This window comes from Bradyrhizobium brasilense, from assembly GCF_029714345.1.
Taxonomy (GTDB): domain Bacteria; phylum Pseudomonadota; class Alphaproteobacteria; order Rhizobiales; family Xanthobacteraceae; genus Bradyrhizobium; species Bradyrhizobium australafricanum.
The window spans coordinates 5,566,691-5,591,619 of sequence record NZ_CP121669.1 but is presented as its reverse complement, the minus strand read 5'-3'; the positions used below and the strand labels follow the sequence as shown (position 1 = coordinate 5,591,619).

25 protein-coding genes are annotated in these 24,929 nt (G+C 63.6%); 8 read left to right on the top strand and 17 right to left on the bottom strand.

Features of this window, described 5'->3' with window-relative positions; translation table 11 throughout:
• Window positions 1-3: 3 nt before the first annotated feature.
• From QA635_RS26430 to QA635_RS26365, 14 genes are all read right to left on the bottom strand, one after another.
• Complete coding sequence (locus QA635_RS26430) at window positions 4-2,031, bottom strand: hydantoinase/oxoprolinase family protein (RefSeq protein ID WP_283062288.1); 2,028 nt, start codon at window positions 2,029-2,031, stop codon at window positions 4-6.
• Between the two features lie 164 nt (window positions 2,032-2,195).
• Window positions 2,196-3,155: an AraC-like ligand-binding domain-containing protein gene (locus tag QA635_RS26425; RefSeq protein ID WP_057017110.1), complete on the bottom strand. Its 960-nt coding sequence runs from the start codon at window positions 3,153-3,155 to the stop codon at window positions 2,196-2,198.
• Window positions 3,156-3,260: 105 nt separating this feature from the next.
• Entirely contained in the window at window positions 3,261-4,226 is a 966-nt protein-coding gene (locus QA635_RS26420) for a LysR family transcriptional regulator (RefSeq protein WP_225646062.1), read from the bottom strand.
• Between the two features lie 217 nt (window positions 4,227-4,443).
• On the bottom strand, window positions 4,444-5,421 hold the full coding sequence (locus QA635_RS26415; protein WP_283062286.1) for a 5-oxoprolinase subunit C family protein: 978 nt from the start codon (window positions 5,419-5,421) through the stop codon (window positions 4,444-4,446).
• Window positions 5,411-6,286 carry a 5-oxoprolinase subunit B family protein gene (locus tag QA635_RS26410; protein WP_225646064.1) on the bottom strand — a complete coding sequence of 292 codons (876 nt, stop codon included), beginning with the start codon at window positions 6,284-6,286 and terminating at the stop codon, window positions 5,411-5,413. Before QA635_RS26410 ends, QA635_RS26415 begins: the two co-directional genes overlap by 11 nt.
• 42 nt (window positions 6,287-6,328) lie before the next feature.
• Entirely contained in the window at window positions 6,329-7,729 is a 1,401-nt protein-coding gene (locus tag QA635_RS26405) for an acetyl-CoA carboxylase biotin carboxylase subunit (protein ID WP_283062283.1), read from the bottom strand.
• 16 nt (window positions 7,730-7,745) lie between these two features.
• Window positions 7,746-7,988: an acetyl-CoA carboxylase gene (locus tag QA635_RS26400; protein WP_018270951.1), complete on the bottom strand. Its 243-nt coding sequence runs from the start codon at window positions 7,986-7,988 to the stop codon at window positions 7,746-7,748.
• A gap of 40 nt (window positions 7,989-8,028) precedes the next feature.
• Window positions 8,029-8,757, bottom strand: coding sequence for a 5-oxoprolinase subunit PxpA (gene pxpA, locus QA635_RS26395; RefSeq protein ID WP_283062281.1), 729 nt, complete (start codon window positions 8,755-8,757; stop codon window positions 8,029-8,031).
• A gap of 89 nt (window positions 8,758-8,846) precedes the next feature.
• A complete protein-coding gene (locus QA635_RS26390) occupies window positions 8,847-10,034 on the bottom strand; it encodes an ABC transporter substrate-binding protein (RefSeq protein WP_028345052.1) in 1,188 nt (395 codons plus the stop codon).
• 31 nt (window positions 10,035-10,065) lie between these two features.
• Window positions 10,066-11,139, bottom strand: a complete 1,074-nt coding sequence (locus QA635_RS26385) for a branched-chain amino acid ABC transporter permease (RefSeq protein WP_092084513.1) — start codon at window positions 11,137-11,139, stop codon at window positions 10,066-10,068.
• A 3-nt stretch (window positions 11,140-11,142) separates the two neighbouring features.
• Window positions 11,143-12,057 (bottom strand): branched-chain amino acid ABC transporter permease, encoded by a 915-nt coding sequence (locus QA635_RS26380; RefSeq protein WP_283062278.1) that lies wholly within the window; start codon window positions 12,055-12,057, stop codon window positions 11,143-11,145.
• 1 nt (window position 12,058) lies between these two features.
• Window positions 12,059-12,781 (bottom strand): ABC transporter ATP-binding protein, encoded by a 723-nt coding sequence (locus QA635_RS26375; RefSeq protein WP_225159390.1) that lies wholly within the window; start codon window positions 12,779-12,781, stop codon window positions 12,059-12,061.
• Complete coding sequence (locus QA635_RS26370; RefSeq protein WP_283062275.1) at window positions 12,778-12,972, bottom strand: hypothetical protein; 195 nt, start codon at window positions 12,970-12,972, stop codon at window positions 12,778-12,780. The genes QA635_RS26375 and QA635_RS26370 overlap by 4 nt, the downstream gene beginning before the upstream one ends.
• Window positions 12,963-13,547 (bottom strand): ATP-binding cassette domain-containing protein, encoded by a 585-nt coding sequence (locus QA635_RS26365; protein WP_283062273.1) that lies wholly within the window; start codon window positions 13,545-13,547, stop codon window positions 12,963-12,965. Before QA635_RS26365 ends, QA635_RS26370 begins: the two co-directional genes overlap by 10 nt.
• Window positions 13,548-13,647: 100 nt before the next feature.
• On the opposite strand from QA635_RS26365, the gene QA635_RS26360 reads away from it, so the two are divergent.
• Window positions 13,648-14,568, top strand: a complete 921-nt coding sequence (locus tag QA635_RS26360) for a LysR substrate-binding domain-containing protein (protein ID WP_092084505.1) — start codon at window positions 13,648-13,650, stop codon at window positions 14,566-14,568.
• Between the two features lie 103 nt (window positions 14,569-14,671).
• On the opposite strand, the gene QA635_RS26355 is transcribed toward QA635_RS26360, so the two are convergent.
• Window positions 14,672-15,034: a hypothetical protein gene (locus tag QA635_RS26355; protein ID WP_225159392.1), complete on the bottom strand. Its 363-nt coding sequence runs from the start codon at window positions 15,032-15,034 to the stop codon at window positions 14,672-14,674.
• A gap of 8 nt (window positions 15,035-15,042) precedes the next feature.
• Window positions 15,043-15,573, bottom strand: a complete 531-nt coding sequence (locus QA635_RS26350; protein WP_283062272.1) for a hypothetical protein — start codon at window positions 15,571-15,573, stop codon at window positions 15,043-15,045.
• Window positions 15,574-15,639: 66 nt separating this feature from the next.
• On the opposite strand from QA635_RS26350, the gene QA635_RS26345 reads away from it, so the two are divergent.
• The gene (locus tag QA635_RS26345) at window positions 15,640-16,251 is read left to right on the top strand and encodes an exopolysaccharide biosynthesis protein (RefSeq protein WP_283062271.1); all 612 of its coding nucleotides are present in this window, start codon (window positions 15,640-15,642) and stop codon (window positions 16,249-16,251) included.
• A gap of 109 nt (window positions 16,252-16,360) precedes the next feature.
• On the top strand, window positions 16,361-16,633 hold the full coding sequence (locus QA635_RS26340) for a DUF2312 domain-containing protein (protein ID WP_016842183.1): 273 nt from the start codon (window positions 16,361-16,363) through the stop codon (window positions 16,631-16,633).
• Between the two features lie 214 nt (window positions 16,634-16,847).
• Here the strand turns inward: QA635_RS26340 and QA635_RS26335 are convergent, their stop codons facing one another.
• The gene (locus QA635_RS26335; RefSeq protein WP_341850388.1) at window positions 16,848-17,441 is read right to left on the bottom strand and encodes an alpha-ketoglutarate-dependent dioxygenase AlkB; all 594 of its coding nucleotides are present in this window, start codon (window positions 17,439-17,441) and stop codon (window positions 16,848-16,850) included.
• A gap of 511 nt (window positions 17,442-17,952) precedes the next feature.
• On the opposite strand from QA635_RS26335, the gene QA635_RS26330 reads away from it, so the two are divergent.
• The 5 genes from QA635_RS26330 (at window position 17,953) to QA635_RS26310 (ending at window position 24,908) form a co-directional block, all read left to right on the top strand.
• Window positions 17,953-18,939 carry an ABC transporter permease gene (locus tag QA635_RS26330; RefSeq protein ID WP_092084499.1) on the top strand — a complete coding sequence of 329 codons (987 nt, stop codon included), beginning with the start codon at window positions 17,953-17,955 and terminating at the stop codon, window positions 18,937-18,939.
• 59 nt (window positions 18,940-18,998) lie between these two features.
• Window positions 18,999-20,021, top strand: coding sequence for a sugar ABC transporter substrate-binding protein (locus QA635_RS26325; protein ID WP_028334112.1), 1,023 nt, complete (start codon window positions 18,999-19,001; stop codon window positions 20,019-20,021).
• Between the two features lie 115 nt (window positions 20,022-20,136).
• Window positions 20,137-22,248, top strand: coding sequence for an ABC transporter permease (locus tag QA635_RS26320; RefSeq protein WP_283062264.1), 2,112 nt, complete (start codon window positions 20,137-20,139; stop codon window positions 22,246-22,248).
• 3 nt (window positions 22,249-22,251) lie between these two features.
• Window positions 22,252-23,370, top strand: a complete 1,119-nt coding sequence (locus QA635_RS26315; RefSeq protein ID WP_283062262.1) for an SMP-30/gluconolactonase/LRE family protein — start codon at window positions 22,252-22,254, stop codon at window positions 23,368-23,370.
• Complete coding sequence (locus QA635_RS26310) at window positions 23,367-24,908, top strand: sugar ABC transporter ATP-binding protein (protein WP_283071817.1); 1,542 nt, start codon at window positions 23,367-23,369, stop codon at window positions 24,906-24,908. The genes QA635_RS26315 and QA635_RS26310 overlap by 4 nt, the downstream gene beginning before the upstream one ends.
• The last annotated feature ends 21 nt before the right edge of the window (window positions 24,909-24,929 follow it).

Here is a 24,929-nt window from a genome sequence, read left to right as displayed (position 1 = left end):
GGTTCACTCCTTCACGCGGATGATGATGTTGAGATATCTGTCGACCTCGGCGGCGGCGCCGGGCGGAACGACGGTGGTGGCATCGACCTGCTCGATGATCGCGGGGCCTTGGAAGGAGAAGCCGCTGGGCAGGTCGTCGCGTCGATAGACGGGTGTATCGAGCCCGCTGCCCTCGAACCAGACCCTGCGGCGGCTGACCGGCTCGGGGCTAGCGCCGGTCGGCTCGTGGACGGCAAACTCGGCCTTGGGGACCACCCCCACTGCCTTCAGATTGAGACGGAAGAAGCTGACCGGTGCGCTGTCGCGGCGGAAATTGTATTCGCGCTGATGCTCGGCATGGAAGCTCTGCACCAGATCGGTGATCGCGCCGATCGGCCGCGGTGCGTTGACGGCAAGCGAACGCCACTGGCCGCGATACATCATGTCGATCGAGCGCTGCAGCACGATGTCCTGCTGCGCGACGCCCTCATGGGTCAACCGCGTGAGTGCGGCTTTCTCGAGCTCCGCGAACTGCGCCTCGATCTCGGCGGCGTCGGCCTCGGCGGCGTCGACCATGCAGCTTTGCGAAAAATCGTGCTGCATGTCGACGAGTAGGCAACCGAGCGCTGAGGTCACGCCGGGATTGAGCGGTACGATCACGACGGGAATCGCCAGCTCGCGTGCGACGTCGACCCCATGCAGGGCACCGGCGCCGCCGAACGCCACCAGCGCAAAGTCGCGCGGATCGTAGCCGCGACTGATCGAGATCAGGCGCACCGCATCCGACATGTTGGCATTGGCGACCTTGACGATTGCGTCTGCGGCTTCATGCAGGCCGAGGCCGAACGGCTTGGCGACGCCGCCCTCGACCGCTTGCCGCGCCAGCTCGGGGTCGAGCTTGACCTTGCCGCCGGCGAGATCGGTACCAAGCCGGCCGAGCGTCACATTGGCATCGGTGTTGGTCGGCTGCGTATTGCCGTTGCCGTAGCAGGCCGGTCCCGGATAGGCGCCGGCCGATTGCGGGCCGTTGCGCAGCGAGCCGGCCGGATCGGTCCAGGCCAGCGAGCCGCCGCCGGCACCGATGGTGAGCACCTCGATCGATGCGAAGCGGATCGGATAGCCGAACTCGATGTGCCAGTCCTTGGTGATCCGCGACTGGCCCTCATAGGCGAGCGACACGTCGGTCGACGTGCCGCCCATGTCGAGGCCGATCGAATTGGGGAAACCGCAAAGACCGGCGATATGGCGGCTGGCTATGGCCCCGGCGGCGATGCCGGAGCCGGCAAGGCGCGCCGCGAAATCCTTCACGCTGGCCGGCGTCATCACGCCGCCGCCGGTGTGCAGCAGCAGAAGATCGCGGGTGTAGCCCTCGTCCGAGAGGCGTTCGCCGAGCCGGCTGGTGTAGTTGACGACGACCGGACTCACCACGGCATTGGCGACCGTCGTCGAGAACCGCTCGTGCTCGAAGATTTCGGGAAGCACCTGCGAGGAGATCGAGACCGGAATGTCGGGCATCTCCGCCAGCAGAATATCGCGCATGGCGCGCTCATTGGCGCCGTTGAGATAGGCGTTCATGAAGCACACCGCGACCGCGGCGACGCCGCGACGCTTGAGGATGCGTGCGACGCTGCGCGCAGCTTCGACGTCGAGCGGCTCGATCACTGTGCCGGCAGCATCGACGCGTTCTGGCACGGTGAGGCGGTCGCGCCGCGGCACATAGGGCCTGACCACGTCCTTGTAAGTGTCCCAGAGGTCTTCCTTGTTGGCGCGCCGGATCTCGATGACGTCGCGGAACCCCTTGGTCGTCACCACGGCGGTGCGCGGCAGGCGGCGGGTGATCAGCGCGTTGGTGGCGATCGTGGTGCCGTGCGAGAACAACGCCACCTTGGACAGGTCGATGCCGGCCTTGGATACGCCGCCCATGATCCCTTCGATCGGGTCGCGCGTGGAGGAGGTCTTCTCGATCCGCACGAGACCGGTCGTCTCGTCCATGATGCAGATGTCGGTGAAGGTGCCACCGACGTCGACGGCCACACGAAGGTTCTGCGCCATGCCTCTTCCTTTCGAACGAGCGTTTCGCCGATCTTAGGCAGAGCGGCGGCTTCCGTTCTTGACGCTGAGCGCAGGAAGATTTGTGCGAGAGAGCGAACCGTGCCGGTGCCCATACATGCCCAGACCGGCGGCGGTGTGCCTAAGAATCGATCAGCAGGCTGTCTTCAGGAGTTGGCTGTGCGCGAAATCGCGCGCGCCTCGCTCGGGGTGCATCCGAACCGGCCGCGATAATTGCGGCTGAACTGCGCCTGATCGGCAAAGCCCCATTGATAGGCGATTTCCGAAATGCTCTTGCGGCAGTTCGCATCGCGCAGCAGCGCGTCGCACATTGAAAGGCGCTGGTTGCGGATATAGGCGCAGACGGTCAGGCCTTCGCCCTCGAAGATCTGGTGCAAATAGCGCAGCGAGATGCCGCAGCCGTCGGCGATCATCTGCGGCGTGAGCCGCATGTCGTCGAGGCGGGCACGGATGAATTGCTCGCAACGCAGCAAATGGCCGTTGCGCACGGAGGACGAGTGACCGGTCAACACACGGTCGTCGGATTCAATGGCCATCGCAAGCAGCTCGATCAGGTGCTTGCCCATCATCGTGCGCGCCGTCTCGTCCATTTCCTCGATCCGTTCACCGGACAGGCGCAGCGTGTCGACGAACAGCGCGCCGACGCTGCGGCTGGCGTCGAATTGCAGCGTCGCGAGGCGCTCGGGCCGGGAAATGCGGGCGCGCAGCACCGCGCTCGGGATCTTCAGGCACCACAGCGCCGTCGGATCCTGATGGCTGAACTCGTAGGGTAGGTGGCTGCGCTCGATCAGGAACGCGCCCGGGCGGCAATGCACCACCTTGCCGTCCTGCTCGAAACGGATTTCGGCGAGTTCGGGCACCGTGATCAGGAAGGATTCCTCCCGCTCGCTCAGGAGATGCCGCTCATGCCGCTTGTACAGCAGGCCGTTGGCGATGTTGCGGGACACCGAGACAGGGCCCATCGACCAGGCGCCGAGGCGCGCATTGAAGTCGCGCGTGCTCGGGAAGCGCAGGTCGAGCGAGTAATAGGTCTTCGAGACGACCTCCTGCCAGTACTGGCGGCGGGTCTGCAACGGGATGTCGTTGGTCGTGTAGGTGACTTGCATGTCTCACTCCCGCCGCCGGCTGTGCCTCCGGTCGTCGTGTCCCCGGGCAAAGTTTGGCGAGGACAGCCGGACGGCGTCAAGTCGAATAAAACGGAAACTGATATTCTAGATTTCGATGGCCTCCTCGGCTTGGTGCCGGTGATCGATGCTGACCGGGGGCCGGGCCGGCCCGACACCAGCAACCGCAAAGCGCATGAAATCGCGGAAAGCCATCGCAGCCTCCGATGGCTTGGTGTCGCGACGCCAGGCAAGACCGATGTCCATGCTGGGCACCTCGTCCTCGATGACACGGGTCTCGATCCGCTGCCCCTCCAGCGACCAGGGCCGGTAGATCAGGTCGGACAGAATGGCGATTCCCATGCCGCCGGCGACCATGGAGCGGACAGCTTCGACCGAGGAGGTGCGGAACACCGTCTTCGGTTCGAGTGAGGCGTTGTTCCAATAGCGCATCGAGGTGTGCTTGGCCTCGTCGACCGTGAGCATGACGTAGGGATAGGTCGCGACGTCAGCGAGGTGGACCCGCTCGGCACGGGTCAGGGGATGCTCGGGCGCAAGCCACAGCCGGCGCGGCGATCGCAGCAAAGTCTCGCTGGTGAGCATGGCGTTGTCGCGCAGGTTTGACACCAGCATCACCGCGAGGTCGAGCGCACCATCGACGAGTGCGCGTTCGAGCACGTCGCGCGGCGCCTCGAACAGCTCGATCGTGATTCCGGGGAAACTCGCCTTGAAGCGCATCTGATGACGCGGCAGGAAGTAGCCCGACACGGTGTAGGTGACGCCGACGCGGATCGTCCCGAACAGGGGGCCGGCGGACATCTGCGTGTCGCGCACCGCCTCGGCGACGGCGGCGAGGATATGACGGCCCTGAGAGAGGAAGCGGCTGCCCTCCATGGTGACGGTTACGCCGTTCGGCGCGCGCTCCAGCAAGCGGGCGCAGACGGTGGCCTCGAGCTGCTGGATCGCCGCGGTGACGGCTGATTGCGAGACGTTGAGATCGATGGCCGCCTGGCTGATCCGCCCGGTCTCGGCGGCGGCGACGAAGTAGCGGATCTGTTTCAGAGAAACGGACATCGCGGTTGTTCCGATGTTTGCACAACTCATGAGCAGTGTTTCTCAGCCCGAATGTGTCCGCTGCAACTCTCGTGCCGCCCGGCGGACAGCACGCCGTGGCGCCGACCTCAGATGTGCGAGCGCGCAATCGACAGCCACAGGTTTAGACTTGACCATGCGCGATCGCTCCAGCGCCCGCGGCCGAGGTCCGTTGGCAGATGCGGCGGGCCCCTCGCGATTACGCCATGGCGCTGCGAAGCTTGCCCAGCAGCTCGGTCCGGCTCTTGCGTGCCGCAAGCGCCTGATCCATGTCGACCTTGACGAACTTCACCGGTGTGTTGGGCTGGAGCTGACCGATCAGATCCATGTCGGCGGCGATCACGGTGCCGACCATGAAGTAGCCGCCGCCGGATACGGCGTCGCGATGCAGCACGATCGGCTCGGTGCCGCCGGGAACCTGGATCGAGCCGTAGGGATAGCAGGCATCGGTGATGTTGGACGGATCGGAGCCGGCGCCGAACGGCGGTTCGCGCGGAACGAATTCGAGCGGCTTGCCACCCTTGAAGCGGTAGCCGATGCGGTCCGCTTCCGGCGCGACCTTCCAGGTGTCGGAGAAGAAGCCGCTGCCGGCGGCCTCGGTGATGCGGTGCCAATAGAGGCCGGGCATGGCGCGCAGCTCCGTCGGCATTCCCGCCGGTTGCCCGCGCAAATCGTTGGCGACGGTGCGGCCGTCCTTGACCGTCACGCCGGCATGGCCGACCGGCAATTCGTCGCCGACCTCGAGCTTGCGACCCTTGAAGCCGCCGAGCGCGCCGAGTGCGTAGGTCGATCGCGAGCCGAGCACCACGGGCACATCGATGCCACCGGCGACCGCGATGTAGCCGCGTGCACCTCGCTTGAGGAAGTCGAAGGAGAGAATCTGGCCACGCTTCACCTTGAAGCTGGTCCAGGTCTCGCGCGGCTCGCCGTCGAGTTTCGGCGGCAGCTCCGCGCCGGTGACGGCGACCGTGGCGTCCTCGGTGAATTCGAGCTCGGGCCCCATGAACACCGCCTCAAGCACGGCTGCGCCTGCATCATTGCCGACGAGCAGATTTGCGGCGACCAGCGCGTGACGGTCCATGCCGCCGGAGAGCGGGATGCCGATGTGATAATAGCCGGGACGTCCGAGGTCCTGGACGGTGGTCGCAAGACCCGGCTTCAAAACCCTAACGGCCATGGAGAACTCCATCGAGCTTGCTGTTGTAGCCATCAATGTCGCGGTTGAACTCGGTCAACGAGAACGAGACGTCGCGGATCACGGGCGCAAACCGGCCGGCGTCGACGTCGGCGACCGCGGCGTCATAGGCTGCCCGGTCGATCGGTTTCCATTTCACGATGTCGCCCGGTTTGAACAGGCACATGAAGTCGCGCAAATAGCTGATGGTCTGGTTGGGATCGTAGATTGGCATCGGCGTGATGCCGAACATCTGGTAACCGCCGGCGCCGCGCACCGAATAGATGCAGCTGAAACAGCCGCCATGTCCGACGGTGAGCTTCGGCGTATCCGTGCGCGGGCGCAGATATTTCGGGGCCTGAAGCTGCCGCTTGCGCTCGACCATCTGGTAGAGGAAGGGCAGGCCGGCGACGAAGCCGACCATCGAGACGAACCAGGGCGCGCTGGAATGCGCCTTGATGAAGGCATCGACGCTGTCGAGACCGTTGATCCGCGCGGCGTATTCGAGGTCGGTGCCATCAGGATCCTGGTGACGCTCGCGAAAGCGCATCAAGGTCTCACGGGTCCAGGGGTCGTTGTAGAGCACGGGAATCTCGATGATCCGCGTCTTGATCACCGGTTCCGATTTCTCGGATGCGGAATCCAGCCGCTTCAGCTCGGCGAGCAGATCGTCGGGCTTGATCCGCTCCGGATCGAACTTGACCTGATAGGACGCGTTCGCCGGGCAGATCTCGGTGACGCCCTTGATCCTGGCATCGCGCACCGCGTTGGTGATGAACAGGCTCTTGAAAAAGGCCTCGAGCGACATCGCTTCGCCGACCTCGGCGAAAATGTGCTCATCGCCGCCGAAGGAAAATCGAGTTTGCATGCTAGCGGCCTCCTGTTGCTGACGGGGCGGATTCTCTCGCCATCATGAGGCGACCTTCGCGGCTGATGGCGGCTGAGCGGTGGCAAGCGTAGCGGCATGGGACTCAAGCCAGGGTTCGAGCCATGCTGTATGGAAGCGTCCAGCCTGGACGTCGGCGTCGCGCGCCAGCGCCTGGTGCAGGGGCTTGGTCGTGAAAATGCCTTCGACGGTGAGCTCGGCAAGCGCGCGCTCGAGTTTCTTCATGGCGCTCGGCCGATCCTTGTCGTGCACGATCAGCTTGCCGAGCAGGCTGTCGTAGAAGGGAGGCACCGTGTAGCCCTGATAGAGCATGCTGTCGAAGCGAACGCCGTCGCCGACGGGCAGGCTGAGCGCGCTCACCGTGCCCGGGTTCGGCAGGAAGTTTCTGGCGGGATCCTCGGCGTTGATACGGACCTCGATCGAATGGCCGCCGACGCGCACCTCGTTCTGGATGAAGCGCAAGCGTTCGCCGCCGGCGATCTGGATCATCTCGCGGACGAGGTCGATGCCCGTGATCATTTCCGTGACCGGATGCTCGACCTGGATGCGGGTGTTCATCTCCAGGAAATAGAATTCGCCGGTGGCGTCGTCGTAGAGATATTCGAGCGTCCCGGCGCCGCGATAATTGACCGCTCGGGCGAGTGCCACAGCCGAGGTGCAGAGCCTGTCCCGCACGGCCTGGTTGAGCGAGGGCGAGGGGGCTTCTTCCCAGACCTTCTGGCGGCGGCGCTGCAAAGAGCATTCGCGTTCGAAGCAATGGATCACGTCGTGTCCGTCGCCGAGCACCTGCACCTCGATATGCCGCGCGCCTTCGATCAGCTTTTCGACGTAAAGCCCGCCATCGCCAAAGGCCGCGAGCGCCTCGGCCTGTGCCTGCGGCATCAGATGCTGAAACTCCTCTGGCGACCGTGCGATGCGGATGCCGCGTCCGCCGCCTCCGGCGGCAGCCTTGATCATCACGGGGAAGCCGGTTTTCTCGACCAGCGCGAAGGCCGCTTCTGCCGACTCCAGCCGCCCCTGGCTGCCAGGGACGGTCGGCACGCCGGCCGCGGCGGCGGCCTCGCGTGCCGCGACCTTATCGCCCATCAGCCGGATCGATTGCGCGGTCGGGCCGACAAAGATCAATCCCGCCGCTTCGACTGCGGCGGCGAACTCGGCGTTCTCGGCGAGGAAGCCGTAGCCGGGATGGATGGCGTCGGCGCCGGTGCTCCGCGCCGCGGCGAGGATCGCGGCCTGGTTGAGATAGGATTTCGACGCCTGCGGCGGACCGATATCGACCGCCTCGTCGGCGAGCCTGACCGCAAGCGAATCCTGGTCGGCCTTGCTGTAGACCTGCACGGTTGCAATGCCGAGATCGCGCGCCGCGCGGATGATGCGCACCGCGATCTCGCCGCGATTGGCTATGAGAAGCTTCTTGATCGCCATGGCTGGTCGGAGAGTCCTAAACGTCGATTTCGGCGATCGGCTGGCCGGCCATCACGGCATCTTCATTCTCGGCCAGGAAGCGGACGATCTTGCCGGCGATGCCGGCTTTCACCTCGTTGAACGATTTCATCACCTCGATAAGCCCGATCGTGTCGCTCTCGGCGACGGCGTCGCCGTCGTTCTTGTAAACCGGCTTGTCGGGTGCGGGCTTGCGATAAAAGATGCCTGGGAGCGGCGAGAAGATCTGCTGCGTTGCCATTGTTTCCTCTTGAGAGTCTTTGGTTCGTTGCCGCGACGGTTCAGCGCGCGGTGAGATAAGGGCGCACCGCCTCGCGGACGGCTTCGGCGATGGCGACGGCGTTCGGCGTGTCGGAGTGGATGCAGATCGAATCGGCGCCGACCACGATGTCGTTTCCGGCCACCGTGCGCGTCTTGCCTTCATTGACCGCCCTTGCGCATCGGGTGGCGGCGTCGGCCGGATCCTTCGCCTCGTGCTCGCGGGTGATGATCAGGCTGCCGTCGGCATTGTAGTCGAGGTCGGCATAGTATTCGGCGACGAAGGCATGACCGCGCCGCTCGTAGACCTTCTGGTGCAGCGTTCCCTTCATGCCGAGCAGCGGCACCTTGTAGACGTCGGCGGCATCAGCCACGGCTTCCGCGATCTCCTCGTTGCGCGATGCCATGCCGTAAAGTGCGCCGTGTGGCTTGATGTGATTGAGCGCCATGCCTTCGGCATCCAGGAAGGCCTTGAGTGCGCCGATCTGATAGAGCAGGCAATTGGCCAGCTCTTCGCGGTCGATCTTCATCTCCCGGCGACCAAATCCCTGCAGATCGGGCAGCGACGGGTGCGCCCCGACCTTGACGCCAAATTGCTTGGCGAGCTGCACGGTCTTGCGCATGTGATTGAAGTCGGACGCATGAAAGCCGCAGGCGACGTTCGCGACGTCGATATGAGGCATCAATGCCTTGTCGTCGCCCATCTTGTAGAGGCCGTAGGCCTCGCCCATGTCGCAGTTGATCACGACCATCTCCTGATTTCCTTCCAACTGGCTTTGCATATGACCGGCGAAGGCCGCCCCGGGTATGACTGGCGCACCCAGGGCGGCGCTTTGCCGGGTTACTTGGACACCAGATAGTCGAGCGGGATCTTCTCCGAGATCGTCCACTGGTCGATCACCTGCGGCTTGCCGGCCTCGGTGTCGACGATCAGGTAACGACCCTGGTTCTGGTGGTGGATGTCCTTGGTGAAGGTGCGCGGCCCGAACAGCGTGGACTCGTTGTTCATCTTCTCGAGCTCGGCCACGACGGCTGCCGCATCGGTCGATTTGGCGCGTTCGACCGCCTTGGCCCAGACGTCGATCAGGACGTAACCCGGATAGACGTACTGGCTGGAGGGGTCACCGCCGGTGACCTCCTTGTACTTCTTGTTGAACTCGTTGACCTTCGGGTTCGGATCGTCGCCATAGACCGAGCCCTGCACCGGGACGTAGAAGTTCGAGAGGTCAGGAACGGCGTTCATCCAGTAGCTGCCGTCGACACCCGACCCGTTGAGGATCATCGACTTGATGCCGGCGGCGCGGATCTGCTTGATGGCGGAGACAGCGCCCGGCATCATCGTACAGAGCATGATGGCGTCGGGCTCCTTCGGCAGGCTCTTGATGCGCGTGATCTGCGAAGCGATCGAGGCATCGTCGTTCTTGAAGGTGTCGCTGCCGACCAGCTTGGCCTCCTTGAGGCGCGGCAGCATCCAGTCGAAGCCGTCGCAGATGCCCTTGTTGTAGACGGTCCAGCTGTCGAGCAGCCGATAGAAGCTGCGCGCGTTCTTCTTGGTGTAAGCCCATTCCGACATGGTCGCTCCCTGCACCGGTGCCAGCACCGAGGCCGAGAACGAGAACGGGCCGACGCCGGGGATGCCGGCCTTGATCGATTCGGCGCAGAGGAAGAAGGAAACCTTGCCGGCAGCCTGCGCCTGCAGCGCCGCGGGCGCGCCGAAATCGTAGTCGCAGGAGACGATGACGAGGTCGGCACCCTGGTCGAGCACCGCAAGGCCGGCTTTGGCGCCCTCGGCCTGATCGGTCTTGGTGTCGGCAAAGACGGGCTTGATCTTCTTGCCGAGCAGGCCGCCGGCCTTGTTGATCTCCTCGATCCGGATCAGCGCCGCGTCCTGCGCCGGCTTGTCGTAGGCTTGCATGAATCCGGATGCCGCGGTCGCAAACCCAACAACGATCTCGTTGGCTGCCCGGGCCGGCGTGAACCAGAGCGCGGATGCTCCGGCCAAGATGCTGAGTAATGTCGTAAAGCGCATATCCCCACTCCTCCAATTGTACAAACAAGCGTCAGTGCAGTTCCTTCAGCGCGGTCTGGACCGGTGGCGTCAGGCGGCGCTGCAACGGCCATCGACGCCAGGAGAATTCCTGGTTGCGGGTCAGTCCCGTCGGCAAGTACATCAGGATCGCGATGGTGATGATGCCGATCGCGATCTCCTGGACACCGTTCGGCAGGCCGACGGTGTGACCGCCGAGGCTGATGCCCTTCTCGAGATTGCGGAACAGCTCGATCAGCACGGATATCGCGACCACGCCAGAGACGGCTCCGCTGAGGCTGTACATGCCGCCGACCACCAGCATCGACAGCGTGATGAACGTCGTCCGCAGATAGAATGCGCCGGGATTGACGATGCTCAGGAAATGCGCGTACAGCGCGCCCGCGAGCCCGATGATGAAGGCGCTGACGACAAAGGCGATCAGCCGTTCACGGACGATGTCGATGCCGGAGGCGCTGGCCGCGACCGCTTCGTCTCGCGTGGCGCGAAGTGCCAGTCCGGAGCGCGAGATCGAGTAGAGATAGGCGATCGCTATGGCCACGGCGCCGCCGATCCATCCGGTCCAGACATTCATGGTGGGCGGAATGCCGACGATCGAACCCTGTCCGCCCGTCACCGAATCCCAGTTCGAATAGACATTGTTGATGACGCCGAGCAGGCCGAAGGTCGCGATCGATGCGGCAATGCCCGACAGGCGCATGATGACGCGCCCGACGATCAGCGCGAACAGTGCCGCAATCAATCCGGATATCGGCGTCGCCACCCACATCGGCAGTTGGGTGTGGAGCAGCCACGCCGGCAATCCCTTGAGCGTGATCGACTTCATCACCGGCGGAATCGTGAGCCAGGCGGTCATGTAGGCGCCGAGGCACATGAAGCTGATATGGCCGAACGACAGCAGGCCCGAATTGCCGACGAAGACGTAGAGCCCGACCACCACCATGATGTTGATGAACATCTCGACCACGGTGCGGTTGAAGGCCCGGCTGCCGAATTGATAGGAGAGGGCCGCCATGATGAGCAGCGCCACGATCAGCACGATCGGCGTGATGATCGTTTGCCGGATGACGGACGGCCGCTGCGACATCGATCAGACCCTCTGCTTGGCGGATTTCGGTGCGAACAGGCCCTGCGGCCGCACCAGAAGGACGACGATGACGGCGCCGTAGACGAAGGCGTCGCGGAACACCCTGGCGTCGTGTGGCAGGGTCGCCTGGAACACGACGCTTGCCGCACCGATCAGGAAGCCGGCGGCAACGGCGCCGGGAATGCTGCCGAGGCCGCCGATCACGGTCGCGATGAACGCGATCAGCATCACGTTGGCGCCCATGCCGATGTCGGCGGTGCCGGAATTGGTCGCCAGGATCAGGCCGATCGCCGCCGCCAGCATGCCGCTGATGGCGAAGGCCAGCAGGATCACGCCGTTGGCGCGGACCCCGAGCATGCGCGCCATGGTGAAATTGTCGGCGGCCGCGCGCATCTCGAGCCCGTAGCGCGTGCGCTTGAGGAACAGGACGAGGACCACCAGCACGGCCAGCGTGATGATGATGGTCACGACCTGGAGCATCGGGATGTGAGCGCCGAGGAATTCGACCGGCAGGCCGAGGCTCGGCCACAGCGTGATCGACTTCGGCCGGCTGGAAAACAGCATCAGCAGGAGATGCCGGATCACGAAGCCGAGCGCGAAGGAAGCGATCATCATCGTCGCCGGATTGGCATTGCGGAAGCGGCGGAAGACGACGATCTCCGACAGGATCGACAGCGCGGCGCCGATCAAGAGCAGCAGCGGGATCAACAGATAGAACGGCAGCTGCCCGGCAAAGACGATCGCCGCCGCATCGATCGACGGCCACAGCATGGCGAAGACGCAAAACGCGATGAAATCGCCGTGGGCGAAGTTGACGAGCCGCATCACGCCGAAGATCAGGGCGATGCCGAGCGCACCAAGGGCGTAGAGGCCGCCGAGGCTGAGGGCATCGAAGATGATCTGGAGCAGCTCGCGCATCTCAATGATCTCCGAAGCCGAAATAGGACTGCTTCAGACGATCATCCCTGACCATATCGGCCGCTGGGCCCTCGAGCACAATGCGGCCGCCGCGGATCAGGACCATCCGTCCGCCCGTCATCATGGCGCGTGTCGAGCTCTGCTCGACGATTAGAAGTGTGAGCTTGCGCTGCGTCCGCAGCCGCACCAGGATCTCATAGACTTGGTCGATGATCTTTGGCGCAAGGCCGAGCGACGGCTCGTCGATCGCCATGATGCGGGGCGCGGCCATCAAGGCGCGGCCAATGACGAGCATCTGCTGCTGGCCGCCGGAGAGCATGCCCGCCGGGGTGTGGCGGCGCTCGGCCAACATCGGGAATTCCTCGTAGACCTGATCCAGATCGTCGGCGATCTTCTTGCGGTCGGCGCGCATGCCGGTTCCGACCTTCAGATTCTCCTCGATCGTCAGCGCGCCAAAGACATTGCGTCCCTCCGGAACCAGGGAGAATCCACGCCGGGCGATGTCTTCGGGTGCGGCACCCGTGATCTTTGCGCCATCGATCATGATGGACCCGGAACCCGGTGGCACGACGCCGGCGATGGCGTTGAGCAAGGTCGACTTGCCGGCGCCGTTCGGGCCGGTCACGAACAGGATTTCGCCTTCGTCGATCTTCAGCGTCAGGCCGCGGAGGGCCGTCAGGCGCCCATAGCTGACGGTGATGTCGTCGACGGCAAGCAGCGTCATGACGCGACGGCCTCTTCGGCGGCGACCGGAAGCAGCTCGTCGCGCTGCGTACCCATATAGGCGTGCCGCACCGCATCGCTGTCACGGATCTGAGCGGGCGGGCCGGCTTCGATGACCTCGCCGGAATCGAGGACGTAGATGCGCTCGCAGAGCTCGAGCACGAGGCCGATATTGTGCTCGATCAGCAGCACCCCGACATTGAGCTCGCCGGCGATCCGCCGGATGATGGCGGCAAGTTCGCGACTCTCATGCTCCGACATTCCTGCCGCCGGTTCGTCGAGCAGCAGATAGCGCGGTGTGCACATGATGGCGCGGCCGATCGCGACGCGGCGCTCGTCGGTATGGGCAGGGCGCCGGCGATGGTATTGGATAGATGCGAAATGCCGAGCCAGGCCATGACGCGCTCGGCTTCACCGATCGCCTCCGGACGGGATTGGCCCAGGCCGACGCCGGTGACCTCAAGGTTGTCGATCACCGGCAGGTCGCGGAAAAGTCGGCCCGACTGGAAGGTCCGCGCCACGCCTTTGCGGCGCAACTTGTGCGCTGCAATGCCACTCAGCGTCTCGCCTTCCAGTTCCACGGTTCCGGCGCCAACCGGCTGGAAACCGGTCAGCACATTGATAAGGGTGGTCTTGCCGGCTCCGTTCGGACCGATCAGTCCGGCGATACGTCCCCGCGGTACGGTCAAGGTCACGTTGGACAGCGCCTTCAGGCCTTCGAATTGGACGCTGATATCGCGAGCGACCAACTCCAAACCATCGGACATGACCTCAATGCCTCTCACTCGCGAACCGATGGATTGATTTTTCCGGTCCGCCGGGGGATTGTAAAATTCGAAATATCGTTCGCTGATATCGGAAATTTTTATGTCTCTGACGTTCCGTCAGGTTCGGCATTTCATCGCAACCGCCGAGACCGGGCGCGTTTCGGCTGCCGCGGCGGCGCTCAGCGTGACGCAGTCTGCGGTCACCGCGTCCATCAAGGCGCTCGAGGCCGAGCTCGGCCACAAGCTGTTCGACCGTCACTCGAACGGCGTGACGCTGACCTTTGACGGACGGGAGTTCTTGCAGCGTGCCCGCGCCATCGAAGCCAGCGTATCGGATGCCATACGCGGGCCGCATCGCTGGGGAATGCAGGTGGACGGCACCGTCGATGTCGCCGTCAGCTACACCATCGCCGGATATTTTCTGCCGCCCTTGTTGTCGCGCTTCTGGCGATCATTCCCAGGCATCACGGTGCGTCTCCACGAGTTTCCGCGCGACGCGATCGAGCAGAGCTTGATCAGCGGTAGCGTCGATGCGGCCATCATGCTGGTTGCGAACTTGCATGACCGGCACTCCATTCGCTCGCGGCTCTTGTTGCGCTCGCCGCGTCGCTTGTGGACCTGCGTCAATCATCCGCTGCTTCGCAAGGACAGCATCAAGCTGGCGGACCTGGTGAGCGAGCCCTATCTGATGTTGACCGTCGATGAAGCCGAACGCTCCGCGATGCGTTACTGGCAGCATACCGCGTACGTGCCGAACGTCATCTTCCGGACCCTGTCGGTCGAAGCGGTTCGCAGCATGGTCGCAACCGGCATGGGAATTACAATCCTGTCCGACATGGTCTACCGACCCTGGTCGCTCGAAGGACATCGCATCGATCTCAAGACGCTCGATGACGATGTCCACACCATGGATGTCGGGCTTGCCTGGAAGGACAAGGCGAAGCTTTCTCCGGCGGCTCGCGCGTTCTGCGAGTTCGTCGCTCATTCCTATCCCGGATCCGAGCCGGTCCAATTTGAATAGCGGACTTGCCCGTGCCAAGGCAGGTTTGATGATGGATTGGACCGAAGGTTGCCGACACGTGCCTCTGCGCCAACGTCGAACAGGGCAAAGGCGGCGCAGGACGTCAGGAGGTCCCTGTCGGCTTGGACATCGCTGAAAGCGCGCGTCTCAGGGCAGTGGCGGCGACAACGCCTGCGCAGCAGCCGGCACCTTTGACGAATATGTCTTTTATGTAGCCATGCCTGCCGGCTAGCAGCTTTTGAATGAGTTCGAAGCCGACAATGACGGCGAGCAGTGCCAGCAGGATCGGCAGGACATGCTTCGGATAGGCGAGCGAAAAGACGGCTCCGACAACGAAGAGCGCGGCAAAGCGATCGGCGTTTGGCGATATCAACGTGTGGGGACGAAATGCCATCGTCGTATCGGTGACGATGAAGAGGCCGAGGATCAAACCCCAAGCCAAAAATCGGAATGCGGTTTGGGGCATTTCTGAGCTCAACGGGCCATGCTGCCGGGCGCGGCATTGAGCGGTGCGCCGCCAATCGAAACGGGACCCGAAGGCCTGGCGGCCCGAAGCGGCGGCTTTCTCGGCTGCGGGGCGGGTGGCGCGATCGAGGCGCGCGGCGCCTCGGCCGCAACCGGTGGCGGCGGCGCTGCCGGCGGGGGCAGGTGCTGCAACTCTTCGACCTTCGAGGTCAGGACCGCCAACTGGTCGGTAATGGCCTTCAACTGCGCCTGCCCGTCGGCTACCGACCGATCGAGTGCGGCGAGGTCTTCCTCGAGCTTCTGTTGGGCCGCGAGGAGAGTTGGCAACGCCTCCTTGTCGCTCGTCGTCATCGCCTCGCCGGACGATTCGTGGCTGATGGCGGGGACCAATGCCGCGACTTCGGGCCAGGCGTAGACGCTGCCGGCGCCGACAAGGGCGACGACGACGATCAGAAGAAACCACGGCCAGCGGCGGCGACCGGCGGGCAGGGGGCTGTTCGGCGCATGGCCGTGCCACGCCTGGTCGGAATCGTTGTCCATCAATGCTTCCTAGGCGCCTCTGGCATTCGTTGCAATCGATACGGAGTTCGACCATGTTACCGGGTAATGCTTCATTTGCCCGCTCCCCTCTCAGCGCCTACCCGTACTTCCCAGCTCCTCGAAGAACTCGTCGCGCAAGCACCTGACGGCCCCGTCGACCTCGAATGGCTCCTCAGCCATCTGGACAGGCGCTCGTTCGGGCTGCTCCTGCTGTTGCTGGGGCTGCTCGTGATCGTCCCCGGCGTCGCCACAATTGCGACGCTGGCCCTCTTGTTTCCGGCGGTCGAGATGATGTTGGGGCACAGTGCTCCATCTTTTCCTCGCTTCCTGTCGAAGCGGCCGTTCGACTTCAAGCGATTCAAGCGGTTCACCGTCAAGGCGGGTCCGCTGCTGCGCGCGATCGAGAACATCAGCCGGCCGCGCTGGAACGCGCGCCATGACGTGACTGACCGGCTTGTTGGGTTGGTCGTGTTCCTGTTGGGTCTGCTGGCGGGCTGGCCCCTGCCTCTGGTCAACGTCATTCCCGGGATTGTGGTCGTCCTGATCGCGATCGCTTACCTGCAGGAAGATGGTCTGCTGCTGGCTGTAGCAATGGCGGCCGCGGTGATGTCCCTGCTTGGCCTTGGATGGACGCTCTGGACGTCGGCCGCGGCCGTGATCAGCTGGATCGCGGTCTGAAATACCGCGGCAAGCCGCGGGATAGATGCGCTACAGGAACCGATGAAGCTTAAGACATTGGTTATCACTTTGCTTTCATTTTCACCGCCTCATTCAACAAAGAGGCACCATGTCTGACATCACCATTCCCGGCGGAAAAATTCGTTCCTTCATCGAGCGGATCGAGAATCTGGACGCTGAACTGCAGGAACTGAACGAGCAGAAGAAGGAAGTGTTTTCGGAAGCCAAGGGTGAGGGTTTCGACGTGAAGATCCTCAAGGAGATCGTCAAACTGCGAAAGCAGGATCAGGATGAGCGTGACGAGCGCGAATCCTTGCTCGATCTCTATATGCGCGCCATGGAAACGGCACCAGCGGACAAGGCTGCTGCGAAAGCGGCGTGAGACGCCCGGTGCGTTCCCCGCGATCGACTCCGGGGACGCGCGATCTCTCGGCGGACGAACTTCCCAAGTTCGTCCGCCCCCGTCCCATCAACCATTCGCGCGGCGTTGGTCGCACCTTCCGCTCATGATTGCGTCTTCCGATCGGATCGAAGTAGCGCTCGATCAGGGTTGATGCGGCGATGCGCAGCGGATCGCTGGAACCGGCAATCCAAGGTCATCGCGACGCTTTGGCGCCCCGCGCCGTTTCGACCATGGTTCGAAAGGTGATCGAATATCTGGGGGCCTCGACCGGCGGAATGCTGTGCTCCCATATCTGCCGTGCATCACCGGCCATCAGGTAGAGTGATCGGGGCGCCGCATCGAGCGTGAACCGCTCCCATCCGTTTTCCGTCCGACGACGAAAGCGGAACTTGCATGCGGATCCCAGGGACAGTCCGAAAATCCTGTCGAAATGCGGCTTGTCGCGGTGCCAGCCGATACCGACGCCGCAATCATACTCGGTGCACAGGATCTGCCCGATCTCGGTCGACACGCCGCCGAAGGATTGGATCGCGGCGACGATGCCGTTTAACCAGGAGGGGATCGGTTCGGCACATTCCAGTCGGCGCGACCCATAGTCGTACCGGTAACCGAACGAAGCCACGCGGCGCTTGCCTTCGAACTGTCCGAACTGGAAGGGGGCAAGCGGAAGTGCCCGGATGTGGCGGATGAGTTCGCCCTCGGCCGCTTTGGAGATGAAATCCGGCGCGTAGTGCAGACCCGCCGGTCCTGCGGCGGGCGCATCGAACATCGACAATTGTTCGGACAATCTGGTGCCGTCAGTGTTTGCGAACCTGTCACGAATATGGGCGCGCCGAGACGGAATTTAAACCGGCCGTCAGGTCAGTCGGGTTTCCACCTGGCGCGGCTTCGATGGGCGGAAGACGGCGTCAACGTGCGGTCGCGGCATCCTCTTTCGCCATGATCTTCAGGCGCCTTGGCCGGGGAGCGATTGCCACAACGTCGTCGGCTTCGTCCCGTCGTCGCGGCTGATGGCGCTGTGAGGATCAGTCGACCTCAGGGACAAACTCTCAGGTCAAATGTATCCAATGATGCTATGTCGGCTTCAAAAGAGCCGGTCGAACTCGGAAGATGCGTTTCGATTACAGTCGCTCCAAGGTAAGTGTATCGAAGTATCTACAGATAGTTATGCGAGTGTCTGGCGTGAATGCGTCCTAGGATCAAACCACTTGCTGTCCAAATCTTGGATACGGAGATTGACTTCTGGATACATTCTGTTCAATTTCCGCCCACAATAAAATCAATCCTGGGAGGACCCGGTGACCGGCAGTTCGGGCGCGCGCGGGGCGAAATTGACGCAGACGACGGCCGTGCTGGTGATGTGCGCGGTTCTGATCGTCATTTTTTCGATCTTCCTGAAGGGCTTCCTGACGCTGGGCAATCTGTTCGCGCTGGCGCGCAATATTTCGATACTCGGCATTCTCGCGCTCGGCATGGCCGTGGTCGTGATCGGGCGTGGACTGGATCTGTCGCAAGTCGCCTCCTTTGCCGCCTCCACCGCGATCGCGATCATCCTGATGAACTCGGGCTACGCGACGCCGGTCGCGCTGCTGATCGGCTTCGTGATGGCGATCGCCATCGGCATCCTGAACGGGTTTCTGATCTCGGTGATCGAGATGCCGCCGTTGCTGACGACGCTGGCGTCGAGCCTTGCGGTGCTGGGAATCGTGCGCACCACAGCGGTGCAGCACTATGTCGTCTATCTTTCCAAGGGGCATGACGAATTCCTGCGGCTCGGCGGCAACATCTGGGGCGGCGTTCCGATCTCGATCCTGATCTTCGCGGCCACCGCGGTCGTCGTGCATCTTTTCCTGTCGCGCACCGTGACCGGGCGCTTCGTCTATGCCCATGGCGACAATCCCGACGCCGCGCGTCAGACCGGTCTGCCGACCCGCCCGCTGACCATGATCGAGTACGCGCTGTGCGCCGCGATCGGGTATGTCGGCGGTGTCGTGATGGTCGCGCAGACGGCGCTGATGCATCTCCAGGTCGCGGAATCGACGATCATTTTCGACGTCATCATGGTTGTGGTGCTCGGCGGCGTCAGCCTCGTGGGCGGCCGCGGCAACGTGATGAGCGTCATCGCCGGAACGTTGCTGATCGGCGTGCTGCTGAATGGCATGACCATCATGGACATGGACGTGCAGACCCAGAACATCGTCAAGGGTGTCGTGCTGCTGATCGCGATCCTGCTCGATTCCCGGCTGCATCCGCGCGACGAGGAGACGTCGAAGCAGGGCGATTAAGGCTCTGCATCAACCAACGGGCCGCAACAGTCGGCCGACATAACAGGGGAGGAATTGACATGACGAAAGCTGTGCACAGAAGGGCGTTTGCCGGCATCGGGCTGGCCGCGATGGTGGCAACCGCCGCGCTGGTGGCGGCGCCATCGCAGGCGGCCGGGCCGCGCGACCAGCTGCGCGAGAAATTCGACAAGTCGCTCAAGGGCAAGACGGTGGCTTGGTCGCCGGTTTGGATGGGCGTTCTGGAATCCGAATGGACGCGCGTGATGAAAGATCGTTTCGACGATTACGGCATCAAGCTCGTCACCCGCGACGCCAACATGAAGTCTGACATCCAGCTTCAGACCGTCAGCGACTATATCAACGACAAGCCCGATGTGATCGTGGTGCAAAATCCGAACGTCACGCTGCTCGCCAAGGAGCTGAAGCGTGCGATGGATGCGGGCATCTATGTCGTGCAGGTCAACATGGCATCGAACACCCTGACCGACGCCTATGTCGGCGTCGACGCCAAGGATCTCGGCACCAAGATCGCGCGCGAGGTCATCAATCAGTGTGGCGGCGGCAAGGGCTCCGGCGAGGTCGCGATCCTTGAAGGTGAGGCGACCGCAGCCTATTCGCTCGACATGAAGAATGGCGCGATGGAGGTGTTCAAGACCGACCCGTCGATCAAGGTCGTGTCGTCGCAGCCGACCAGCTGGGACGCCAACAAGGCCGGCGACATCACGACCACCGTGTTGCAGCAGCATCCCAAGCTGTGCGGGATCCTCAGCGTCTGGGGACCGCAAACCGCGGGCGCGGCGCAGGCGATCAAGGCGGCCAACATGGGCGACAAGGTGAAGGTGTTCGTCGCCAGCGACGGCCAGCCTGCGGATTGCGATCTGCTCGAGCAAGGCGCGTTCTCCGCGAACCTGTCGTATCGCGCCGACGTGCAGGGCCAGACCATCGCCGACGCGGTGATTGCGCTGTTGCAGAGCGGCGACAAGCCGGGCGCGAAGAACATCGCCTATTACACGACCCCCGCCTGGGTGAAGTCGAAGGACGATCGCATGTACTGCTTCAGCATCCCGAAGGGCGCGAAGTAAGTCGTTCCGGCGCCCGCGCCCACCGCGGCGCGGGCAGGCCGGAGCTGTCGATCCCAATCCCCTGCGTCGTCCCGCCGTTCGGCCGCTTTCGCGCCGGGCCCGCCGGAGTCTGTTGATGAAGAGCCTGCAACGAGCCTGGCACCGCCATTCGCCCCAGTTGTTCCTGGGCGAACTGCTTGAGAAGCGCTGGATGGAGCCGATCATTCCATTCACGCTGACGATCGCGGTTTTCCTGGCCTTCGCGATCATGATCCCGCGCTACCTGACGGCGGGCAGCCTGCAGGAGCTGATGCGGAATTTCGCGGAGCAGGGCATGGTCGCGGTCGCGATGGCCTTCTCCGTGCTGTCGGGTGGCATCGACCTGTCGGTCGGCGCGGTGTTCGCGATGTCGAACTTCCTCGCGCTCTATCTGTACCTCATCCTCGGGCTGCCGCTGCCCCTGACCATCGTGCTCGTCGTCCTGTTCGGCGCGGCGATGGGCGCGATCAACGGCGGCCTGATCGCCTACGGCAAGACCCGGCCGTTCCTGACGACGCTGGTCGTCCTCATCATCGTCCGCGCCGCCTACAACAAGGTGACGGTCGCGTTCACGAACGAACTCGCCAGCATCGACAGCGGGTCCAGCACCTGGGATTTCATGGGATCGGGGAGGGTTCTCGGCATTCCCTTCAACATGCTGGTGTTGATCCTGCTTGCGGTCGGAACCCACTTCTTTCTCACGCGCATCAAGCCCGGCGTCCACATCATGGCGGTCGGGTCGAGCCGCAAGGCGGCCCGCCACGCCGGCGTCAACGTCAAGCGCGTGCTGTTCTCGGCCTATGTGATGTCGGGCGCGATCGCGGCGCTGGCGGGAATCCTCTATGCCGCGCGGCAGAGCAGCTCGGGCACCGACACCGGCGTCGGCTGGGAGATCAACGCGCTGGCCGCGGTGGTGCTCGGCGGCATCAGCCTGGCCGGCGGCCGCGGTACCATCGCGCGCGCCGTCATGGGCGCGGCGATCATCTTCATGCTCACCAGCGGCATGGTTCGGCTCGGCATCTCCGGCAACCTGACCACCGCCATCATCGGCATCATCCTGCTGCTTGCGGTCGGCTTCAACGTGAAGTGGGTCAAGAACAAGGGCAAGGTGCTGCAAAAGGTCTACGTCACCCCAAGCTGGGTTGATTTCGAGCCGCCGCCGTCGGTCGAGCGGGGCAGCGGCACGCCGTTCGCGGAGAACGATCGCCTGAAGAACGCGGAAGCGATCGCGCTCAACATGATCGAAGGCCCGGAAGACATCATCCTTGACCGCAAGGACAACCTCTACACCGTCAACCGCAACGGCTCGATCATCCGCTTTCTCGCACCGGACTATACCGTGCGTGAGGAGTTCGCGCGCATCGGCGGCCGGCCGCTCGGGTTGGCGTTCGATCGGGATCAGAACCTCCTCGTCTGCATCGCGGGCATGGGCGTTTACGGTGTGAAGCCCGATCGCTCGGTCTTCAAGGTCACCGACCGCACCACGCGCACGCGCACACGCCTCAAGGACGATTCGCGGCTCTATCTCGCTGACGACCTCGACGTCGCGCCCGACGGCAAGATCTATTTCAGCGAGGCCTCGACCCGCTATGAACTCACCGACTGGGCGCTCGACGGCTTTGAGGGGCGCGGCAACGGCCGGCTGATCTGCCACGATCCGAACACCGGCACCACCAGGACGGTCCTCAAGAACCTGACGTTCCCGAACGGCATCTGCATTTCGCATGACGGTCAGTCGGTGCTGTGGGCGAGCACCTGGCTATGCCAGATCAACCGCTTCTGGATCGCCGGCCCGAAGGCGGGCACCAGCGAAATCCTGATCGACAACCTTCCGGGCTATTGCGACAACATCAACCGCGCCTCCGACGGCAAGTACTGGCTCGCCTTCGTCGGCCTGCGCACGCCGGTCTACGACCTTGCGATGCGCAACCCTGTTTTCCGCACCCGCATGGTCAAGCAAATCCCGCCGGACGAGTGGCTGTGTCCGGGCATCAACTACGGCTGCGTGGTCAAGTTCGACGACAACGGCGTGGTGACGGAATCGCTCTGGGATCCGGGCGGGCTTTCGCATCCGACCATCACCTCGGTCCGTGAACACAAGGGCCATCTCTATATCGGGGGTCTGGAGAACAACCGCATCGGCCGTATCCGCCTGCAGGACGCCGACCCGACCTGGGAAGCGCACAAGTCCTATTGGGGAAGGGCCTGAGCCATGTCTCTGCTTGGCGATATCATCGATCGCGTGTTGTCCCCGAACCGGGAAATTCACGGCATTCCGGTGCTCGACGGCGCCTTCTCGCCGAACCAGCGGCTCGATCAGGCCCGCCAGCTCGGCGACGAGATCGAGCGACCGGACGACATCGCGCTCGGGCAGGACGGGGCGCTCTATGTCTCGACCGGCAACCGCGTCCTGCGTTGCACGGGAGACGACTTCAATACGCGCGCGGCGTTCGCGACGCTCGGCGGCCCGGTCGGCGGGCTTGCCTGCACGCCGGACGGCAGGCTGCTCGCCTGCGTCTCCGGCGTGGGGCTGGTGGCGCTTTCGCCAACTGGCGAGACCATCGGCAAGCTCGAAAGCGTCGGTGGTGAGAGGATTGCCTGTCCGTTGTCGGTGACGGTCGCGCCGGACGGGGCGATCTACCTGACCGACGGTTCGCGAAACAATCGGGCAGAGCATTGGCTGACCGATCTGATGCAGAACCGCGCCCCGTCGGGCCGGCTCATCGCCTGCAATTCCTCGCTCGGCAGTGCGAGCGCGCGTGCGGACAAGCTCGCATGGCCGCTCGGCGTGGTCGTGTCCGGTGACGGCAAGGAGGTCTGGGTCGCCGAATCCTGGGCCCACCGCCTGACCGCTTTTTCACGCACGGGTGACGACAGGCGCGTGATCGTCAAGAATCATACCGGCTATCCGGCGCGTCTTGCCCGAGGCGCGAACGGTGAGGTCTGGATGGCCTTCCTCGCGCTGCGCACGCAATTGACCGAATTCGTCCTGCGCGAGCGGGCATTCTGCGAAGAGATGATGCGGACGGTGCCACCTGAGCTTTGGATCGGGCCAGCGCTGGATGGCCGACTCAATCCGCGCGAACCGACCCAGATCGGCCGCATCAAGAAACTCGGTATCCAGAAGCCGTGGGCCCCGCCGCGTTCCTATGGCCTTGTCGCCCGGCTCGACGCCAGGGGCGCGGCGACCGAGACGCTGCACAGCCGGGTCGATGGTCGGGTTCATGGCATCACCGCCGTCCGCCCGATCGGCTCGCGCGTGCTGGCGGTGTCCAAGGGACGCGATTGCCTCGTCGAACTGCCGCCTGGTCGCGGCATGCAGGAAGGATGAACGCCATGCCGGCGGAACAACAGGCAGGGACCCCGCTGCTTCAGATCGTCAACGGCAGCAAGGTTTATGGCGGTCTGCACGCCATCGATGGCGTCAATTTCGATCTGCGGCCGGGCGAAATCCACGCGCTGCTGGGCGAGAACGGCGCGGGGAAATCGACGCTGTGCAAGGCGATTGCCGGTGCGATCGTGCTGACCTCCGGCGACTACCTGATCCAGGGACGCAAGGTTTCGTTCGTGTCGCCGAAGGAAGCGCTCGAGGGTGGGGTCGCGATGGTCTACCAGGAATCCAGCCTGGTCCCGTCGATGACGGTGGCGCAGAACCTTGAACTCGGCATGGAGAAATGGGTCACGGTCTACAGCAAGATCAACATCGCGGCGACCCAGTCGCTGCAGTCGATGAACTTCAACGTCGACCCGCTGGTGCTGGTGGAGAATCTCGGAACCGCCAAGCGGCAGATGGTCGAAATCGTGCGTGCGGTTCGCCACAACGCCCAGGTCTTCATCTTCGATGAGCCGACCGCATCGCTGACCCCTGAAGAGACCCAGCATCTGTTCCATCTTCTCAACACCCTGAAGGAGAAGGGCGCCGGGATCATCTTCATCTCGCATGCGCTGGAAGAAGCATTGAACATTGCCGATCGCATCACCGTGCTGCGCGATGGCAAGCTGGTCGCCACTGTACCGGCGAAGGACGTCACGCGTGACGCCCTGGTGCGGATGATGGTTGGCCGTGAGGAAACGGCAGCGCAGTACGCGACCCACGGGGCTGATCCGGATGCGCCGAAGCCGCATGCCTCCCGCGGTGAGAAGGTGCTTTCGGTCGAAAACGTGACGATGGGCAGCATCGTCAAGAACATGTCGTTCTCGGTGTTCAATGGAGAAGTCGTCGGCATCTTCGGGCTGGTCGGGGCAGGACGCTCCGAGATCGCGCAGATCGTCAGCGGCGCCCGCAAGCGCAACTTCCTGCGCGGCGGGATGATCTATCTGCGGGACAAGCCGATCCGCTACCGGGTGCCGCGGCAGGCGGTGCGCGACGGAATCGCCTATATCACCGAGGACCGCAAGGTCGACGGCTTCTTCGAGACGATGACGGTGGATCAGAATATCTATCTTGGCTATCTGTCGTCGCCGCGCGTCAAGCGGTTCCTTTACTCTACGCGCGAGATGAAGCGGATCGCCGATCAATGGATCTCGGCGCTCTCGATCTCCGCATTGAAGCGGACGCTGAAAATTGTCGAATATTCCGGCGGCAACCAGCAGAAAGTCGTGGTGGGAAAGTCTCTGGCCCAGGAGCCTACGGTGGTCATCTTCGACGAACCGACGCGAGGCGTCGATGTGAGCGCCATTCCACAAATTCACGAGGCGATTCGCAGGCTGGCGCGCGAGAACAAGGCGGTTGTCGTTATCTCTTCCTATCTGCCGGAGATTCTGGCTATCTCGGATCGGATCCTTGTCGCTCGCGGCGGACGTATCGTCGAGGAAATGGCTCGGGCTGATGCGACCGAGGACAAGATCATGTACGCGGCCATTCATTGAAGGAGGGCCTTTCATGAGTCC

Coding starts and splice junctions, on each gene's coding strand:
- QA635_RS26405 (WP_283062283.1), bottom strand. CDS start 7,729: ATGGCGATCAAGAAGCTTCTCATAGCCAATCGCGGCGAGATCGCGGTG.
- QA635_RS26410 (WP_225646064.1), bottom strand. CDS start 6,286: ATGCAAACTCGATTTTCCTTCGGCGGCGATGAGCACATTTTCGCCGAG.
- QA635_RS26315 (WP_283062262.1), top strand. CDS start 22,252: ATGTCTCTGCTTGGCGATATCATCGATCGCGTGTTGTCCCCGAACCGG.
- QA635_RS26310 (WP_283071817.1), top strand. CDS start 23,367: ATGAACGCCATGCCGGCGGAACAACAGGCAGGGACCCCGCTGCTTCAG.
- QA635_RS26355 (WP_225159392.1), bottom strand. CDS start 15,034: ATGCCCCAAACCGCATTCCGATTTTTGGCTTGGGGTTTGATCCTCGGC.
- QA635_RS26390 (WP_028345052.1), bottom strand. CDS start 10,034: ATGCGCTTTACGACATTACTCAGCATCTTGGCCGGAGCATCCGCGCTC.
- QA635_RS26425 (WP_057017110.1), bottom strand. CDS start 3,155: ATGCAAGTCACCTACACGACCAACGACATCCCGTTGCAGACCCGCCGC.
- QA635_RS26320 (WP_283062264.1), top strand. CDS start 20,137: ATGAAGAGCCTGCAACGAGCCTGGCACCGCCATTCGCCCCAGTTGTTC.
- QA635_RS26430 (WP_283062288.1), bottom strand. CDS start 2,031: ATGGCGCAGAACCTTCGTGTGGCCGTCGACGTCGGTGGCACCTTCACC.
- QA635_RS26365 (WP_283062273.1), bottom strand. CDS start 13,547: ATGTCCGATGGTTTGGAGTTGGTCGCTCGCGATATCAGCGTCCAATTC.
- pxpA (WP_283062281.1), bottom strand. CDS start 8,757: ATGGTCGTGATCAACTGCGACATGGGCGAGGCCTACGGCCTCTACAAG.
- QA635_RS26375 (WP_225159390.1), bottom strand. CDS start 12,781: ATGACGCTGCTTGCCGTCGACGACATCACCGTCAGCTATGGGCGCCTG.
- QA635_RS26400 (WP_018270951.1), bottom strand. CDS start 7,988: ATGGCAACGCAGCAGATCTTCTCGCCGCTCCCAGGCATCTTTTATCGC.
- QA635_RS26385 (WP_092084513.1), bottom strand. CDS start 11,139: ATGTCGCAGCGGCCGTCCGTCATCCGGCAAACGATCATCACGCCGATC.
- QA635_RS26345 (WP_283062271.1), top strand. CDS start 15,640: ATGCTTCATTTGCCCGCTCCCCTCTCAGCGCCTACCCGTACTTCCCAG.
- QA635_RS26360 (WP_092084505.1), top strand. CDS start 13,648: ATGTCTCTGACGTTCCGTCAGGTTCGGCATTTCATCGCAACCGCCGAG.
- QA635_RS26350 (WP_283062272.1), bottom strand. CDS start 15,573: ATGGACAACGATTCCGACCAGGCGTGGCACGGCCATGCGCCGAACAGC.
- QA635_RS26380 (WP_283062278.1), bottom strand. CDS start 12,057: ATGCGCGAGCTGCTCCAGATCATCTTCGATGCCCTCAGCCTCGGCGGC.
- QA635_RS26420 (WP_225646062.1), bottom strand. CDS start 4,226: ATGTCCGTTTCTCTGAAACAGATCCGCTACTTCGTCGCCGCCGCCGAG.
- QA635_RS26415 (WP_283062286.1), bottom strand. CDS start 5,421: ATGGCCGTTAGGGTTTTGAAGCCGGGTCTTGCGACCACCGTCCAGGAC.
- QA635_RS26325 (WP_028334112.1), top strand. CDS start 18,999: ATGACGAAAGCTGTGCACAGAAGGGCGTTTGCCGGCATCGGGCTGGCC.
- QA635_RS26340 (WP_016842183.1), top strand. CDS start 16,361: ATGTCTGACATCACCATTCCCGGCGGAAAAATTCGTTCCTTCATCGAG.